Raw genomic sequence first — 14485 nt, 5'->3', positions numbered from 1 at the left:
TTTTAGCCCTTGTTTTCCGTATCGAAGCGCAGCGAAGTCGAGCCTTTCCACGCCATGGACGTTCTGGCGGAGGCGACCAAACGGCGTGCCGCCGGTCACCCGGTCATCTCGATGGCGGTCGGCCAGCCGTCGCATCCGGCACCGCAGGCAGCACTCGACGCGGCCCGCGCGGCACTGGCGGAAGGCAAGATCGGCTATACCGATGCGCTGGGGACCGCGCGGCTGAAACACGCGCTCGCCTGGCATTATCGCGATCGCCATGGCCTGGAGATCGATCCGGCGCGGATCGCCATCACGACGGGTTCCTCCGCCGGTTTCAATCTCGTCTTCCTGTCGCTGTTCGATACGGGCGATGCGGTGGCGATCGCCAGGCCCGGCTATCCGGCCTATCGCAACATTCTCGGCGCACTCGGGCTGAAGGTGATCGAGGTCGCAGTGACGGCCGAGACGCATTTCACGCTGACGCCAGAAAGCCTTGAAGCGGCGCAGCGCGAGAATGGCGTCAAGCTCAAGGGCGTCCTGCTTGCCAGTCCGGCAAATCCGACCGGGACGGTCACCGGCAGGGCGGCGCTGAAGGCGCTTGCCGATTATTGCGCCGCTCAATCGATCGCCTTCATCTCCGACGAAATCTATCACGGCCTGACCTTTGCCGGGGAGGAGACGAGCGCGCTGGAACTGACAGACGAGGCGATCGTCATCAATTCCTTCTCGAAATACTATTGCATGACCGGCTGGCGGATCGGCTGGATGGTGCTGCCGGAACGGCTGGTCCGCCCGATCGAGCGCGTTGCCCAGAGCCTCTATATCTCGCCGCCGGAACTGTCGCAGATCGCCGCCACCGCGGCACTTGGCGCTGCCGCCGAACTCGACGTCTATAAGGCGAGCTATGCCGCCAACCGCGATTTCCTGCTCCGCCGCTTGCCCGAAATCGGCCTGCCGGTGGCCTCGCCGATGGACGGCGCCTTCTACGCCTATGTCGATGTGACGCGGTTCAGCAATGACAGCATGGCCTTTGCCAAGCGCATGCTTGCGGAGATCAATGTCGCCGCGACGCCGGGCCTCGATTTCGATCCGCTCGAAGGCAACAGGACGATGCGCATGTCTTACGCCGGCTCGCAAACTGAGATCGTCGAAGCCGTCGAGCGCATGGCCCTCTGGCTGAAATAGAGTCCGCGCTCAAGCGCTTAGACGCATTTCCTGACTCATTTTGTCAGACAGGTGAATCAAGATCTGAAGAGGCTTGCTGCCGTGAGGCAAAGCCGGATTGGCCTTCTCGACTTATCTCGGATGCCCCTTTCCAATCTCTCCCGGATACGGAATCAAAAAAGCCGGCTGTGTCGCCACAGCCGGCTTTTCATTGATCAATCAGCGGGCTCTCAGAAGAAGCCGCGGCGCTGCCACCAGCCGGCCTTCTTCGGCTTGCCGTCGCCCTCGGGCTCGGCAGCTTCGCTGCGCGTCGATTTGACGGTCGGCGAAGAGGAGGAGACGTTCGAGCCGCGATTGGCGCGGGCCGACTTCGCTTCTTCCGTTGCCGGGGCGTCGAGGTCGGCAGAGGCTTCCACCGTCTCGGCTTCGGGTGCAGGTTCGGCAGTTGCTGCGGCAGCCGGAGCTTCCTCGGCAACGACAGGCTCTTCCACCGGCGAAACCTCGACAGCCTTCTTGCGGCCACGGCCGCGGCCCTTGGCGGGCTTGACGTCCTCGGTGACGAAGGCGCCGGTTTCGACAGCTGCCATCGCCGTCTGGCCTTCGGCGGCATCTTCGGAAACGGCCTCGATCACTTCAGCCTGCGTCTCGGCTGCCGCGCTTTCGGCAGCGTCACCTTCGCCGGCTTCGCCGTCAGCGTCCGTCTCGCCGTCAGTACCCTCGGCGCTCAGTTCGCCGTTTTCGTCACGGTTGCGGCGTCCGCCACGCTTGCCGCGGCGGCGGCGCTTGCGGCGCTGTTCGCTCTCGCTGTCGGTTTCGGCGCGGGCTTCCGCGGTGCCGGCAGCGGCTTCGTCGCCCTCTGCGCCTGCATCGTCCTCGTCACCTTCTCCATCGTCGCCCTCGTCACCGGAAGCGTCGTTGGCCGACTGCTGTTCATTTCCGCCACGTCCGCCACGGCGGCGGCGGCGCCGCTTGCGCTTGCGGTTGCCGGCTTCGCCATCGCTCTCGGCGCGTGCCTGCTGGGCAGGACGCTCGCTGGCGGCTGGCTTTTCTTCCAGTTCTTCGTCTTCTTCTTCGTCCACCTCGATCACGACATCGTCGTCGTCATCTTCAGGGATGGCCGCGAAGTTGAACAGGGTTTCGATCTTCACCGGATTTTCGACCGGCTCGCCGCGATCAATCGCAAAGTGCTGCGATCCGACGCTATTGTCGGCGCCGATGATGATCGCCACGCCGAAGCGGGTCTCGTAATCGACGATCGACTGGCGCTTGTGGTTCAGAAGATAGAGCGCGATGTCGGGCGTAGTGCGCACCGTGATGTCGTGCGTCGTGTTCTTCAGCAGATATTCCTCGATGCCGCGCAGCACATGCAGGGCGACCGAAGACTGCGAACGGACGTGACCGGTACCGCCGCAATGCGAGCAGACCTGGGTCGTCGATTCCAGAACCGAGGCACGGATACGCTGGCGCGACATTTCGAGAAGGCCGAAATGCGAGATACGGCCGACCTGGATACGGGCGCGGTCGTTCTTCAGGCATTCCTTCAGACGCTTCTCGACAGCGCGGTTGTTGCGCTTTTCTTCCATGTCGATGAAGTCGATAACGATCAGGCCTGCAAGGTCGCGAAGCCGAAGCTGGCGCGCGACTTCGTCGGCGGCTTCGAGGTTCGTCTGCAGGGCCGTGTCTTCGATCGAATGCTCGCGGGTCGAACGGCCGGAGTTGACGTCGATCGAAACCAGCGCTTCCGTCTGGTTCATGATCAGGTAGCCGCCCGACTTCAGCGTCACCTGCGGCTGCAGCATGCGGTCGAGCTGCGCTTCGATGCCGGAGCGCGAGAAGATCGGGTGGATGTCGCGGTAAGGCTGAACCACCTTGGCGTGGCTCGGCATCAGCATCTTCATGAAGTCTTTCGCTTCACGATAGCCTTCTTCGCCGGCAACGATGACTTCGCCGATATCCTTGTTGTAGAGGTCGCGGATCGAACGCTTGATCAGCGATCCCTCTTCATAGACGAGGCAAGGGGCTGTCGACGCCAGCGTCAGCGTGCGGACGTTTTCCCAGAGACGCATCAGATATTCGAAATCGCGCTTGACCTCGACCTTGGTGCGGTTGGCGCCGGCCGTGCGCAGAATGACGCCCATGCCCTGCGGCACTTCGAGCATCCGGGCGATTTCCTTCAGGCGCTTGCGGTCCTGCGGATTGGTGATCTTACGGGAGATGCCACCGCCACGCGCCGTATTCGGCATCAGCACCGAGTAACGGCCTGCGAGCGAGAGGTAAGTGGTAAGAGCTGCACCCTTGTTGCCGCGCTCTTCCTTGGCGACCTGCACGAGCAGGATTTGGCGGCGCTTGATGACTTCCTGGATGCGGTACTGCTTGCGCGGCTTGCGCTGAACGCGATCGGGAACTTCTTCCATCGCGTCTTCGGCGCCGACCGATTCGATCACTTCTTCCTCGTGGTCATGATCGTCGTCGTCATCGTCGTCATTGCCGCGGCGGCGGGAATCGACGTCTTCGGAAATCGAGTCGGTCTCGACCATGGCAGCCATCGAGCTGCCGTTCGAGTCGTCGTCGCTATCGACGGAAGCAACCGGCGCTTCGACATCGGTCGGGACGGCATCTTCGGTCGCGGTGGTCTCGACAACCTTCTTGCGGCTGCGGCGCGGCTTTGCAGCCTTCTTTACCGGAGCGGCGTCTTCGGCAGCCGGAGCTGCTTCCGCTTCGATCGCGGCAGGGGCCTCGGCCGTAGCGTCCGCTGCCGGCTCATCCTTGGCGACGATGCCGATGTCGGGCTGGTCCTGGTTGGCCGGATCGTTCATCGGCGCGGTTTCGACGTGCTCGACGTCGTCGTCGCGGCGATGCTCTTCGGCTTCCGCGCGCAGCAGCGCCTGACGATCGGCCAGCGGGATCTGGTAGTAATCAGGGTGGATTTCGGCAAAGGCCAGAAAGCCGTGCCGGTTGCCGCCGTAATCAACGAAGGCGGCCTGTAGCGAGGGTTCTACCCGCGTTACCTTTGCAAGATAGATGTTGCCGCGAATTTGCTTCTTGTGCTGCGACTCGAAGTCAAATTCTTCTATGCGGTTCCCGCGAACGACAACGACGCGCGTCTCTTCCTCGTGAGACGCGTCGATAAGCATTTTGTCTGCCATGTAAGCTGTGCTCCTCGGCGCAGCCTCATACGCGCATCCCCGCCAGTGTCTGAGACAGGCGGGTTGCGGTCAGGAGGGGTTGCGCCGGATAATGAAAGTCGCGCTTGGTTCGGGAGGACAGGCAACAGCCAGGCAACAGCGGGGAAGATATTCTCCCGGGGCCTGTAGACTTTGGATAAAACCTGCTGCGACACCATTATGACCAAGCGAGATCGACAATACTAAGACCCGTAGGTCCGATGAGTTTGCTCCTCGGAGCGGTTGGTGGCTATCCACCGATGAAGTTTCCGCATACGCCGGAAAAATCAGAATCCAGTTCACTCGGAAAGAAACACGTATGACGGCGGACGATTGCCGGTTGCGGCGCCAGGTCCTCTCAGGGGTTGGCAGCCTTCGCGGCGACTCTATCCCGTCAGCACTTCTAACCTGAAATCGTTGTATGGTTTCTCTGTCACAATAGCAAGGGAAAAGCCAAATGTGCCATAATATTGATGGATTTCGGCACGCATAGAAAATCGGGGATCCGCGGTCCCGATTCGATGCGCTATGCTCTGCGCCGGGCATCGGGCAGGCGCCGCCGGGCGGCGGGGATCATGTGCCCCGGGGACATATGCAATGACAAATAGGGTGTGGCGGTCGATTGTTTAAGAGGGAGCGGCCCGTAGCGGGGCAATCCGGCAACCGGAAGAATGTTTTTGCGGCGGCGCTCACTGCCGCGGCGCTGTGTCTCGCGATGGCGACCGCCATCGCAGCCGACGGCGCCAAGCCCGAGCCGCTGCTGGCCTACGGTGCCCGGATTATCGGCGATGACGCCCGCACCCGCATCGTCATCGATTTCGACCAGGCCCCCAGCTTCTCCATCCATTATATTGCCAATCCCGAGCGCATCGTCGTCGATCTCCCGGCGACCGCCTTCGGTTTCGATACCAAGCAGCTGGAAGCGCGCGGTCTCTTCAAGGATATCCGCTACGGCGCGATGGGCGAGGGCAGCGCGCGAATCGTGCTCACCGCCATCAAGCCGGTGAAGCTGGCGATTGCCAAGGTTCAGCAGGATGAGGACGGCAAGGGACACCGCCTGGTGCTCGACGCCGAGATGACGTCGAAGGAAGCCTTCGCCGCGCTCGTCAAGGCTCAGACCTGGAACGGCGCCGATGACCAGCAGGTGACTAGCGCCATTCCGGCAGCAGAGGCTGCAAAGCCCGGCGATTTCGTCATCGCCGTCGATGCCGGTCACGGCGGCATCGATACCGGCGCGATCGGCGTCGATACGAAAACCGAAGAAAAGCAGGTGACACTGGCCTTCGCCAAGGCGCTGGCCGACCGGCTGAACCGCGAGCCCGGCATCAAGGCGTTTCTGACCCGCGACAACGACGAGTTCCTCTCGCTTTCCGAGCGTGTGCAGATCGCCCGGCAGAACCACGCCGGCCTTTTCATCTCGCTGCATGCCGATACGCTGAAGCAGAAGGATATCCGCGGGGCGACCGTCTATACGATCTCCGACAAGGCATCCGACAAGCTCGCCGCCGATCTTGCTGAACGTGAAAACCTCTCGGATCAGATTGCCGGCAAGGAAACCGTCGCCGAGCCGCCCGAAGTGGCCGATATCCTGCTCGACCTGACGCGGCGCGAGACGCAGGCGTTTTCGATCTCGCTGGCCGAAAGCGTCCTGAACTCCTTCAAGGACCAGATCGGCACCATCAACAATCCGCATCGCCATGCAGGTTTCCAGGTTCTGAGGGCGCCCGACGTGCCATCGATCCTCGTCGAACTCGGCTTCCTCTCCAATGTGGAAGACGAGAAGCTGCTGCTCGATGACGCTTGGCGCGGCAAGATGGCGGACCTGATGACCTATGCGGTCAAGCGTTACCGCTCGTCGGTCGTCGCCAATGGCGGCTGACGCCGTGGCGAACATGTAACAGCGTGGACGAAAGCCGGGGACGGGACTGGAATGGGGCAGGGGAGCCCTATTTTGCTCACATTCAGGCCGTTACTCGCCGCTATGTTTCTGACCCGAGAGGCGGATTCGGCTTGTCGCAGTGCCGCTCATGGAGTAAGCCGCGCGCAATGTGTAGATTGCGCGCTCCGATGCGATGATATCGCCTGTGCCGATTGAAGATTTGGAATACCGGTAGCCCAATATGATCAGACTTCTTGGATATTTCTTCGGCATTGCTTGCGTCATGTTTCTTGGCGCCGCAGCTGTCGTTGCCGTCTATTTGGCAAACGTCGCGAAGGATCTCCCCGATTACGCCGTGCTGAACAGCTATGCGCCGCCGGTTACCACCCGCGTTCACGCCGGCAACGGCGCGCTGATGGCCGAATATGCCAAGGAAAAGCGCCTGTTCCTGCCGATCCAGGCAATCCCGGACCGCGTCAAGGCGGCGTTTCTTTCGGCCGAAGACAAGAATTTCTACAATCACCCGGGCGTCGATCTGACCGGCCTTGGCCGCGCCATCCTCGTCAACCTGCAGAATTTCGGTTCCGGCCGCCGCCCGGTCGGCGCTTCGACGATCACCCAGCAGGTCGCCAAGAACTTCCTTCTGACATCCGACCAGACCATCGACCGCAAGATCAAGGAAGCGATCCTCTCCTTCCGCATCGAGCAGGCCTATTCGAAGGACAAGATTCTTGAGCTTTATCTCAACGAGATCTTCTTCGGCCTGAACTCTTACGGCATTGCCGGCGCGTCACTCACCTATTTCAACAAGTCGGTCACTGAACTGACAATCGCCGAAGCCGCCTATCTGGCGTCGCTGCCGAAAGGCCCCGCGAATTACCATCCGTTCCGCCACCCTGAAGCTGCTCTCGAGCGCCGCAACTGGGTTGTCGACCGTATGGTCGAGAACGGCTATGTCAGCAAGGAAGACGGCGAAGAGGCGAAGAAGCAGCCGCTTGGCGTCACTGCCCGCAGCACCGGCCCGTCGCTCTTCGCATCCGATTACTTTGCCGAGGCCGTCCGCCGCCAGCTGATCGACCAGTATGGCGAAAAGACGCTGTATGAAGGCGGTCTTTCCGTCCGCACCTCACTCGATCCGCAGATGCAGCTTGCCGCCCGCAAGGCGCTGCAGGACGGCCTGACCACCTATGACGAGCGCCGCGGCTTCCACGGCGCGCTGAAGACCATCGACACGACGTCGGATTGGGGCAAGGCGCTGGCCGATATTCCGGCGCTCTCCGATGTGCCCGAATGGCGCCTGGCCGTCGTTCTGGCGGTTTCCGACGATGGCGCGGACATCGGCCTGCAGCCGCCGAAGGATGGTAGCGGCAAGATCGGCGCTGAGCGCGAGCGCGGTACGATCGCCGCCAAGAACATGCAGTGGGCCTACCGCTCCTCGACAGGCGACCGCAAGACCGCCAAGTCGCCGGAAGGCGTGCTGTCTCCTGGTGACGTGGTCTATGTCGCGCGTCAGGGCGACGAGACCTCGACCTCCTACCGCCTGCAGCAACCGCCGAAGGTTCAAGGTGGCCTCGTCGCCATGGACCCGAAGACCGGCCGCGTGCTCGCCATGGCCGGCGGCTTCTCCTACGGCCAGTCGGAATTCAACCGCGCGACGCAGGCGATGCGTCAGCCGGGCTCGTCGTTCAAGCCTTTCGTCTATGCTGCCGCCATGGACAACGGCTATACGCCGGCCTCCGTGATCATGGACGCGCCGATCGAGATCGTTTCCGGCGGCCAGGTCTGGAAGCCTGAAAACTACGGCGGCGAAGTCGGCGGCCCCTCGACGCTGCGCTCCGGTATCGAGCATTCGCGCAACCTGATGACGGTGCGCCTTGCCAATGACCTCGGCATGAACATCGTCGCCGAATATGCCGAGCGCTTCGGCATCTATGACAAGATGCCGCCGCTGCTCGCCATGTCGCTCGGCTCCGGCGAAACCACGGTGCTGCGCATGGTCTCGGCCTATTCGGTTCTGGCCAATGGCGGCAAGCAGATCAAGCCGACCCTGATCGACCGCATCCAGGACCGTTACGGCAAGACCATCTTCAAGCATGAAGAGCGCGTCTGCGATGGCTGCAATGCCGGCGACTGGCAGAACCAGGAAGAGCCCAATATCGTCGATAACCGCGAACAGGTTCTCGATCCGATGACCGCCTACCAGATCACCTCGATGATGCAGGGCGTCATCACCCGCGGTACAGCCGCAGGCAAGGTCGATCTCGGCGGCCGCGACGTTGCCGGCAAGACCGGTACGACCAACGACGAGAAGGACGCTTGGTTCGTCGGCTTCACGCCGGATCTCGTCGCCGGTCTCTATATGGGCTTCGATACGCCGGCCCCGCTTGGCCGCGGCGGCACGGGTGGTGGCCTCTCTGCGCCGATCTTCAACGAATTCATGCAGGCCGCCGTCAAGGACATGCCGCCGTCGAAATTCGTCATTCCGCAGGGCATGAACCTCGTCGCCATCGACCGCAAGACCGGCATGGCGGCGCAGGAAGGCGATCCGAACACCATTATCGAAGCCTTCAAGCCCGGCACCGGCCCGGCCGACAGCTTCTCGGTCATCGGCATGGACGGCACCATGGCACCGGAGGAAATCCTCAAGACCTCGCCACAGGCCAACCAGGCGGTGCAGTCTGGCGCCGGCGGCCTCTATTAACATCATCCGCAGAGACGGTGCGGCGGCCGCGGGCTTTACATCCTCGGCCGCCGCAACTATTTGACGGGCCAGCTCAAGACCAACGCAAAGAAGCAGGACAATGCGCGCCGAGATCATAAACGTAGTCGATGAAACCAAGCAGGCTATCACCCTGCTGAGGAGGCATCTTTGACTGGGACCAGGCGATAAGACGGCTGGACTGGTTGAACAACAAGGCAGAGGACCCGAACCTCTGGAACGATGCCCAGGAAGCCCAGAAGCTGATGCGCGAGCGCCAGCAGCTGGATGACGGCATCAATGGCGTGAAGCAGCTCGAACAGCAGCTGAACGACAATATCGAGCTCATCGAAATGGGCGAGGAAGAGGGCGACGAAGGCGTCGTCAAGGACGCCGAGGATGCGCTGAAGGGCCTGAAGGCCGAAGCTGCGCGCCGCCAGGTGGAGGCGATGCTCTCTGGCGAAGCCGATGGCAACGACGCCTATCTGGAAGTCCATTCCGGTGCCGGCGGCACCGAGAGCCAGGACTGGGCCAACATTCTGTTGCGCATGTACACGCGCTGGGCCGAACGTTCGAAGTTCAAGGTCGAGCTTCTCGAAGTTCACGATGGTGAAGAAGCGGGCATCAAGTCGGCGACGCTGCTCGTCAAGGGCCACAATGCTTATGGCTGGCTGAAGACCGAATCGGGCGTTCACCGCCTGGTGCGTATTTCGCCTTACGACAGCAATGCACGCCGGCACACGTCCTTCTCGTCCATCTGGGTCTACCCTGTGATCGACGACTCGATCCAGATCGACATCAACGAAGGCGATTGCCGCATCGATACCTACCGCTCGTCGGGCGCCGGCGGCCAGCACGTCAACACCACCGACTCGGCCGTGCGTATCACGCATATGCCGTCCGGTATCGTCGTGCAGTGCCAGCAGGAACGCTCACAGCATAAGAACCGCGCCAAGGCGTGGGACATGCTGCGCGCCCGTCTTTACGAAGCCGAACTGAAGAAGCGCGAAGACGCGGCCAATGCCGAAGCCGCCTCGAAGTCGGATATCGGCTGGGGCCACCAGATCCGCTCCTATGTGCTGCAGCCCTACCAGCTGGTCAAGGACCTGCGCACCGGCGTTGCCAGCACGGCGCCGGGCGACGTCCTCGACGGCGAACTCAACGAGTTCATGGAAGCAGCGCTTGCGCACCGCATCAGCGGCAAGCCCGATGCCGTCGTCGACGACATCGACTGAGCCGCGCAGGCTGGACAATAAAAAAAGCCCCGGACATCCGGGGCTTTTTTCGTTCTAGAGGTTCAGGCGGAAATAGACGCCGTTCCGATGCGGCCGGTAGTAGCGGTCGCGATACCGCCAATCGCGATCACCCCGCCAGCGCCGCTCGGCCCGCCAATCCCGGTGGTGACGGCGGTCATAGCGCCAGCTGTCGCGATAACGCGGGCGATGATCCCGGTAGTAGCGGCGATCCCGGTGCCGGACCTGAACCACATCGCTCTTCTCGACGGCAGCGACCGGCGCCTGAGATCGCGGCATCGCCGCCGCGGGCTCGACGGCAACGAAGGCCGAACCGATGGAAAGAACAGCAGCAACCGCCAAATGGACGATTTTCATAGCGCATCTCCTTGCTATTTCATGACCCAAGGTGACCCCACGGGCCTGAACTCGCTCTGAAGACGGGCTTCATGTTAGGTTCATGCGATGGGTAGCCGATCGGCGCGCGGAGATGCGGGAAACGGCAAAGCGCGGTTCAACGCGGTGACGACATTTGTTCGCGATGGGGAGAGTTGTCAGGAGAGGCAAGAGCAGCTGCGCTGCACTTCTCAGAAGAATGGTGCCCCCGGCAGGGTTCGAACCCGCGACCCCCTGATTACAAATCAGGTGCTCTACCAACTGAGCTACAAGGGCAATGCGTGCCAACTACCAGATTCTGAATTCGTGTAAAGGCAAAATCCGGCATCGGCGCGAATTCGTGAACGGTTTTGGCTGCAGAATCGTGGAAATCGTGCTGGGCGACAACAGCGGTTGGCGGAGACTATTGCGCCCCGCCGGGGCCGTTTCGCGGAAATGCCGGATGCTCACGCTTTGTCGAGTTTCCGCACTTTGTATTGATGTGCAAAACACCTTGTCGCACAAGCCCTTTATCCTTTAGCTAGGCGAGCATAACAAAGGGCATTGCATGGGCCGGTCATTTCAGACGCTTGGTTTTCTGGCTTCCTCCACGACTGAAGCGCTTGCTGCGCGCGAGGAGCTGATTCGGATCTACGGTGACGTGCCGGCCGAAGAGGCGGATGTGATCGTCGCGCTCGGCGGCGATGGCTTCATGCTGCAGACGCTGCATGGAATTATGAACAGCGGCAAGCTGGTCTATGGCATGAACCGCGGCTCCGTCGGCTTCCTGATGAACGATTACCGCACCGAGGATCTGCAAGAGCGCATCTGTGCTGCTGTCGAAAACGTCTTCCGTCCCCTGCAGATGACGACGGCCAATGCCGATGGCACGAATTCCGAGGCGCTCGCCATCAACGAGGTGTCGCTGTTTCGCCAGTCCTATCAGGCGGCCAAGCTTCGCGTCGAGGTGGACGGCCATGTCAGGCTGCCGGAATTGATCTGCGATGGCGTGATGGTGGCGACTCCGGCGGGCTCCACCGCCTACAATCTTTCCGCACACGGCCCGATCCTGCCGCTGGAAGCGCCGCTTCTGGCGTTGACGCCGGTCAGCGCCTTCAGGCCGCGGCGCTGGCGTGGCGCGTTGCTGCCGAACAAGGTGACGGTCGATATCCATATCCTTGAGGCCGAGAAGCGGCCGGTGAACGCCGTTGCCGATAATTCCGAGGTCAAGTCGGTGCTGCATGTGCGCATCGCCCAGTCGGAGCACATGACGGCGCGCATCCTCTCCGATCCCGATCGTTCGTGGTCGGACCGCATTCTGGCAGAACAGTTCGAGGACTAACGATGAGGGCAGGGACTTTTCTATTGGCGGCCACGCTCCTGACGGGCGCAGGGATCGCTAGGGCAGCTCCAGGCGCGGAGACGATCCTGCCGTCCGCTGTCACCTTCGCCACCAGCACGGGATATTGGGAAGAAAGCAAGGCTGACATCGCCATCGAGCGCACGCCCGACACATCAGGCAAACCCGTATCTGCCGATCAGACGGCGGCAAAACCCGGAGAGCCGCGCCATGGCTATTACAAGCTCTTCTCCGTCCGCCAGGATGACCGCACATCGAAGGTCTACCTGCAGCAGGTGGCGCAGACCGATGGTGGGCCGCAGATCGTCTCCACGGTGGAACTGCACGAATTCACCGATCTCAAGCCTTACGTCACCGACATCCGACCGGAGAACTCGACGGGGATCATCAAACAGCCGGGGCTGTTCGCCACCGTCTATTTGAAGACCGATCCGGATGCCGAGCCGGATGGCTGGACCGTGCTGATCGACGAGTTCGGAGAGATTTCCGTTGAAAAGGCGACCAACTGACAAAAAAGCCCCAGCTATACCGGGGCTTTTCTTTTGCACGGCCGGGCGGCCGGCCTACTGCTGCACAGGCTCGTTGATGCTTGCCTCGATCTTGGCGCCGTTGCCGGTCTGTCCGGTGCCGGATGGCGCCATCATCACGATGCTCAGCACCGAGCCAACCAATATAACTACGACGGCGATCATGATTCGCATGCGTTCTTCCTTGCATTAACCTGCGGGACAAACGCGCGGAGATGTTTGAGGTTCCGGAAGCCCTATTGCACAGGAGCTGGGGCAGAGGGGCTGGGGGCCGAGGGGGCCAGCGGATCGGGCTGGCGCACCGGATGGGAGGGATCGACCCAGACGAGGCTGAGAATGATGCCGACGAAGACTGCGACGAACAGAATGCCGAACAGGAGGGGCCGGATTGCCATGCCGGATCGTTTCCTTCTCTCTTGCTGTTTTCGGTTCGCCGCCATCTAGCTTCGGCATGCGTTCATTTTGAGACCTCGGTCCTATTTCGCCAGGTACTGCCGCGCCGCATACATGGCGATGGCAGCTGCGTTCGAAACGTTGAGCGACTTGATCGCGCCAGGCATATCGAGCCGGGCAAGTGCATTGACCGTCTCGCGGGTCTTCTGCCTCAGGCCCTTGCCTTCAGAGCCGAGAACGAGCGCCACCTTGTCACCTGTGAACGTTCCCTCAAGCGGAGCCGGCCCTTCCGAATCGAGGCCGATCGTCACAAAACCGAGCTTGTGCATCTCGCCGACGGCGTCGGCCAGATTGGTGATCTGGATATAAGGAATCAGTTCCAGCGCCCCGGAGGCCGATTTCGCCATCACACCTGATTCTGTCGGGCTATGTCTCTGGGTGGTGATGACGGCGCCAGCATTGAACGCCACTGCCGAGCGCATGATGGCGCCGACATTATGCGGATCGGTCACCTGGTCGAGAACCAGAAGCAACGGGCTGTCCTTCAAGGCTTCCAGCCGGCGGACGGGCAGGGGCCGCGTCTCCAGCATCACGCCCTGGTGGATCGCATCGGGGCCGAGCATCTTGTCGATATCCTGCGGCGAGACCATCTCGACCGGGATCTTCATGTTCTCGGGATTGATCTCGAGGCGCGCCAGCGCATTCTGCGTCACGGACAGCTTGATGTTCTTGCGCTCGGGATTTTCGAGCGCCGCGCGAACCGTGTGCAGGCCATAGAGATAGACCTGCTCAGGCGCCAGAACCGGCGGCTTCCAGTCGTCGCCGCCGCGCTTGCGCTTCTGCGGGCCGGGGGTCGGTATGTCACCGCGCTCGCGCTTTGCATCGCGGTGCTGGCGGCGCAAGGTCGCATAATGCGTATCCTTGGCGGTTTTGTCGGTGTCGGGCTTGCCGGTGAATTTGTTGTCTTTGCTCATGCGGCTTTTATAACGGCGGCAACTCTCCGCGCATAGGACTTCTTTCACAGAGGGCCTTTCAACAGGCGATGAAATTTTTCACATTTTTTCCGCAGTCATCGTGTTGACATGAGGAAATCGTCCGGTCATATACGCGGCGCAGACCGAGGGGCGGCAACGCCAGACGGTCGCAAGCTTGGTCTTCCGATCCAGACGAAACGAATGGAGAGATGCCCGAGTGGTTAAAGGGGACGGACTGTAAATCCGTTGGCTCAGCCTACGTTGGTTCAAATCCAACTCTCTCCACCATTCGTTCTCTGGTCGGGCCAAGACCAATCCCGCGGGTATAGCTCAATGGTAGAGCAGCAGCCTTCCAAGCTGAATACGCGGGTTCGATTCCCGCTACCCGCTCCAGTTTTTCCTTTTAGCTTCAGGTTGTTGCGCCGCGCTTTTGGCGGTGGATCTTGCGTTGCGTCAATTGCTTCCCATATGGGCAGCAAACCCCGGAATGCCGTTCGCAATTAGGTCTTGCGCAATCTCGCCGAAAGCCTTAAACGGCGGCACTAAACCGGTTCGCCGGGTCACCCATTTCGTTCACAGGAAGCATTCAAATGGCAAAGAGTAAGTTTGAGCGCAACAAGCCGCACGTAAACATCGGCACGATCGGCCACGTTGACCACGGCAAGACGTCTCTGACGGCAGCGATCACGAAGTATTTCGGCGAGTTCAAGGCGTATGACCAGATCGACGCTGCTCCG

The 14485-nt window shown here is 61.4% G+C and carries 12 protein-coding genes and 3 tRNA genes; 9 read left to right on the top strand and 6 right to left on the bottom strand.

The window, feature by feature from the left end; all coding sequences use genetic code 11:
* Positions 1-9 precede the first annotated feature (9 nt).
* Positions 10-1167, top strand: a complete 1158-nt coding sequence (locus tag AB4Z25_RS18035) for an aminotransferase class I/II-fold pyridoxal phosphate-dependent enzyme (RefSeq protein ID WP_112537378.1) — start codon at positions 10-12, stop codon at positions 1165-1167.
* 209 nt (positions 1168-1376) lie between these two features.
* Here AB4Z25_RS18035 and AB4Z25_RS18030 read toward each other — a convergent pair whose 3' ends face one another.
* A complete protein-coding gene (locus AB4Z25_RS18030; protein ID WP_112537377.1) occupies positions 1377-4292 on the bottom strand; it encodes an Rne/Rng family ribonuclease in 2916 nt (971 codons plus the stop codon).
* Positions 4293-5025: 733 nt separating this feature from the next.
* Between AB4Z25_RS18030 and AB4Z25_RS18025 the strand changes: the two genes are divergently transcribed.
* The 3 genes from AB4Z25_RS18025 to prfB all read left to right on the top strand — a co-directional run bounded on the left by AB4Z25_RS18025 (position 5026) and on the right by prfB (position 10122).
* The gene (locus AB4Z25_RS18025) at positions 5026-6189 is read left to right on the top strand and encodes an N-acetylmuramoyl-L-alanine amidase (protein ID WP_112537376.1); all 1164 of its coding nucleotides are present in this window, start codon (positions 5026-5028) and stop codon (positions 6187-6189) included.
* Positions 6190-6430: 241 nt separating this feature from the next.
* Positions 6431-8890, top strand: coding sequence for a penicillin-binding protein 1A (locus AB4Z25_RS18020; RefSeq protein ID WP_112537375.1), 2460 nt, complete (start codon positions 6431-6433; stop codon positions 8888-8890).
* A 100-nt stretch (positions 8891-8990) separates the two neighbouring features.
* Positions 8991-10122, top strand: a protein-coding gene (gene prfB, locus AB4Z25_RS18015) for a peptide chain release factor 2 (protein WP_112389732.1) whose coding sequence is annotated in 2 segments (ribosomal slippage) — positions 8991-9059 and positions 9061-10122 — 1131 coding nt in all. Because the reading frame shifts where the segments join, the coding sequence is not laid out codon by codon here.
* 54 nt (positions 10123-10176) lie between these two features.
* Here the strand turns inward: prfB and AB4Z25_RS18010 are convergent.
* Complete coding sequence (locus AB4Z25_RS18010; RefSeq protein WP_310298653.1) at positions 10177-10497, bottom strand: hypothetical protein; 321 nt, start codon at positions 10495-10497, stop codon at positions 10177-10179.
* Between the two features lie 218 nt (positions 10498-10715).
* Positions 10716-10791 (bottom strand) — tRNA-Thr (locus tag AB4Z25_RS18005).
* 271 nt (positions 10792-11062) lie between these two features.
* Here AB4Z25_RS18005 and AB4Z25_RS18000 point away from each other — a divergent pair.
* Together AB4Z25_RS18000 and AB4Z25_RS17995 are read left to right on the top strand one after the other, a co-directional pair.
* Complete coding sequence (locus AB4Z25_RS18000; protein ID WP_112537373.1) at positions 11063-11836, top strand: NAD kinase; 774 nt, start codon at positions 11063-11065, stop codon at positions 11834-11836.
* A gap of 2 nt (positions 11837-11838) precedes the next feature.
* On the top strand, positions 11839-12363 hold the full coding sequence (locus tag AB4Z25_RS17995; protein WP_112537372.1) for a hypothetical protein: 525 nt from the start codon (positions 11839-11841) through the stop codon (positions 12361-12363).
* Between the two features lie 54 nt (positions 12364-12417).
* On the opposite strand, the gene AB4Z25_RS17990 is transcribed toward AB4Z25_RS17995, so the two are convergent.
* The 3 genes from AB4Z25_RS17990 to rlmB all read right to left on the bottom strand — a co-directional run bounded on the left by AB4Z25_RS17990 (position 12418) and on the right by rlmB (position 13748).
* Complete coding sequence (locus AB4Z25_RS17990; protein WP_442208792.1) at positions 12418-12555, bottom strand: hypothetical protein; 138 nt, start codon at positions 12553-12555, stop codon at positions 12418-12420.
* Positions 12556-12617: 62 nt separating this feature from the next.
* Entirely contained in the window at positions 12618-12776 is a 159-nt protein-coding gene (locus AB4Z25_RS17985; protein WP_442208791.1) for a hypothetical protein, read from the bottom strand.
* An 81-nt stretch (positions 12777-12857) separates the two neighbouring features.
* On the bottom strand, positions 12858-13748 hold the full coding sequence (gene rlmB, locus AB4Z25_RS17980; RefSeq protein WP_112541165.1) for a 23S rRNA (guanosine(2251)-2'-O)-methyltransferase RlmB: 891 nt from the start codon (positions 13746-13748) through the stop codon (positions 12858-12860).
* A gap of 203 nt (positions 13749-13951) precedes the next feature.
* Here rlmB and AB4Z25_RS17975 point away from each other — a divergent pair.
* The 3 genes from AB4Z25_RS17975 to AB4Z25_RS17965 form a co-directional block, all read left to right on the top strand.
* A tRNA-Tyr gene (locus tag AB4Z25_RS17975) sits at positions 13952-14036 on the top strand.
* A gap of 31 nt (positions 14037-14067) precedes the next feature.
* A tRNA-Gly gene (locus tag AB4Z25_RS17970) sits at positions 14068-14141 on the top strand.
* 197 nt (positions 14142-14338) lie between these two features.
* The coding region (locus tag AB4Z25_RS17965; protein ID WP_421387882.1) for a GTP-binding protein at positions 14339-14485 on the top strand (147 nt) is incomplete at its 3' end.

The organism is Rhizobium sp. RAF36 (assembly GCF_052114105.1).
Lineage (GTDB): Bacteria > Pseudomonadota > Alphaproteobacteria > Rhizobiales > Rhizobiaceae > Rhizobium.
Note: the sequence above shows the minus strand (reverse complement) of the source record. Positions and strands in the feature narration are given on the sequence as shown.

Excerpts from the sequence above, each read along its gene's own strand:
- rlmB (WP_112541165.1), bottom strand. The coding sequence starts at position 13,748 with ATGAGCAAAGACAACAAATTCACCGGCAAGCCCGACACCGACAAAACC.
- AB4Z25_RS18025 (WP_112537376.1), top strand. The coding sequence starts at position 5,026 with ATGGCGACCGCCATCGCAGCCGACGGCGCCAAGCCCGAGCCGCTGCTG.
- AB4Z25_RS17985 (WP_442208791.1), bottom strand. The coding sequence starts at position 12,776 with ATGGCAATCCGGCCCCTCCTGTTCGGCATTCTGTTCGTCGCAGTCTTC.
- AB4Z25_RS18000 (WP_112537373.1), top strand. The coding sequence starts at position 11,063 with ATGGGCCGGTCATTTCAGACGCTTGGTTTTCTGGCTTCCTCCACGACT.
- AB4Z25_RS18010 (WP_310298653.1), bottom strand. The coding sequence starts at position 10,497 with ATGAAAATCGTCCATTTGGCGGTTGCTGCTGTTCTTTCCATCGGTTCG.
- AB4Z25_RS18020 (WP_112537375.1), top strand. The coding sequence starts at position 6,431 with ATGATCAGACTTCTTGGATATTTCTTCGGCATTGCTTGCGTCATGTTT.
- AB4Z25_RS17990 (WP_442208792.1), bottom strand. The coding sequence starts at position 12,555 with ATGCGAATCATGATCGCCGTCGTAGTTATATTGGTTGGCTCGGTGCTG.
- AB4Z25_RS17995 (WP_112537372.1), top strand. The coding sequence starts at position 11,839 with ATGAGGGCAGGGACTTTTCTATTGGCGGCCACGCTCCTGACGGGCGCA.
- AB4Z25_RS18030 (WP_112537377.1), bottom strand. The coding sequence starts at position 4,292 with ATGGCAGACAAAATGCTTATCGACGCGTCTCACGAGGAAGAGACGCGC.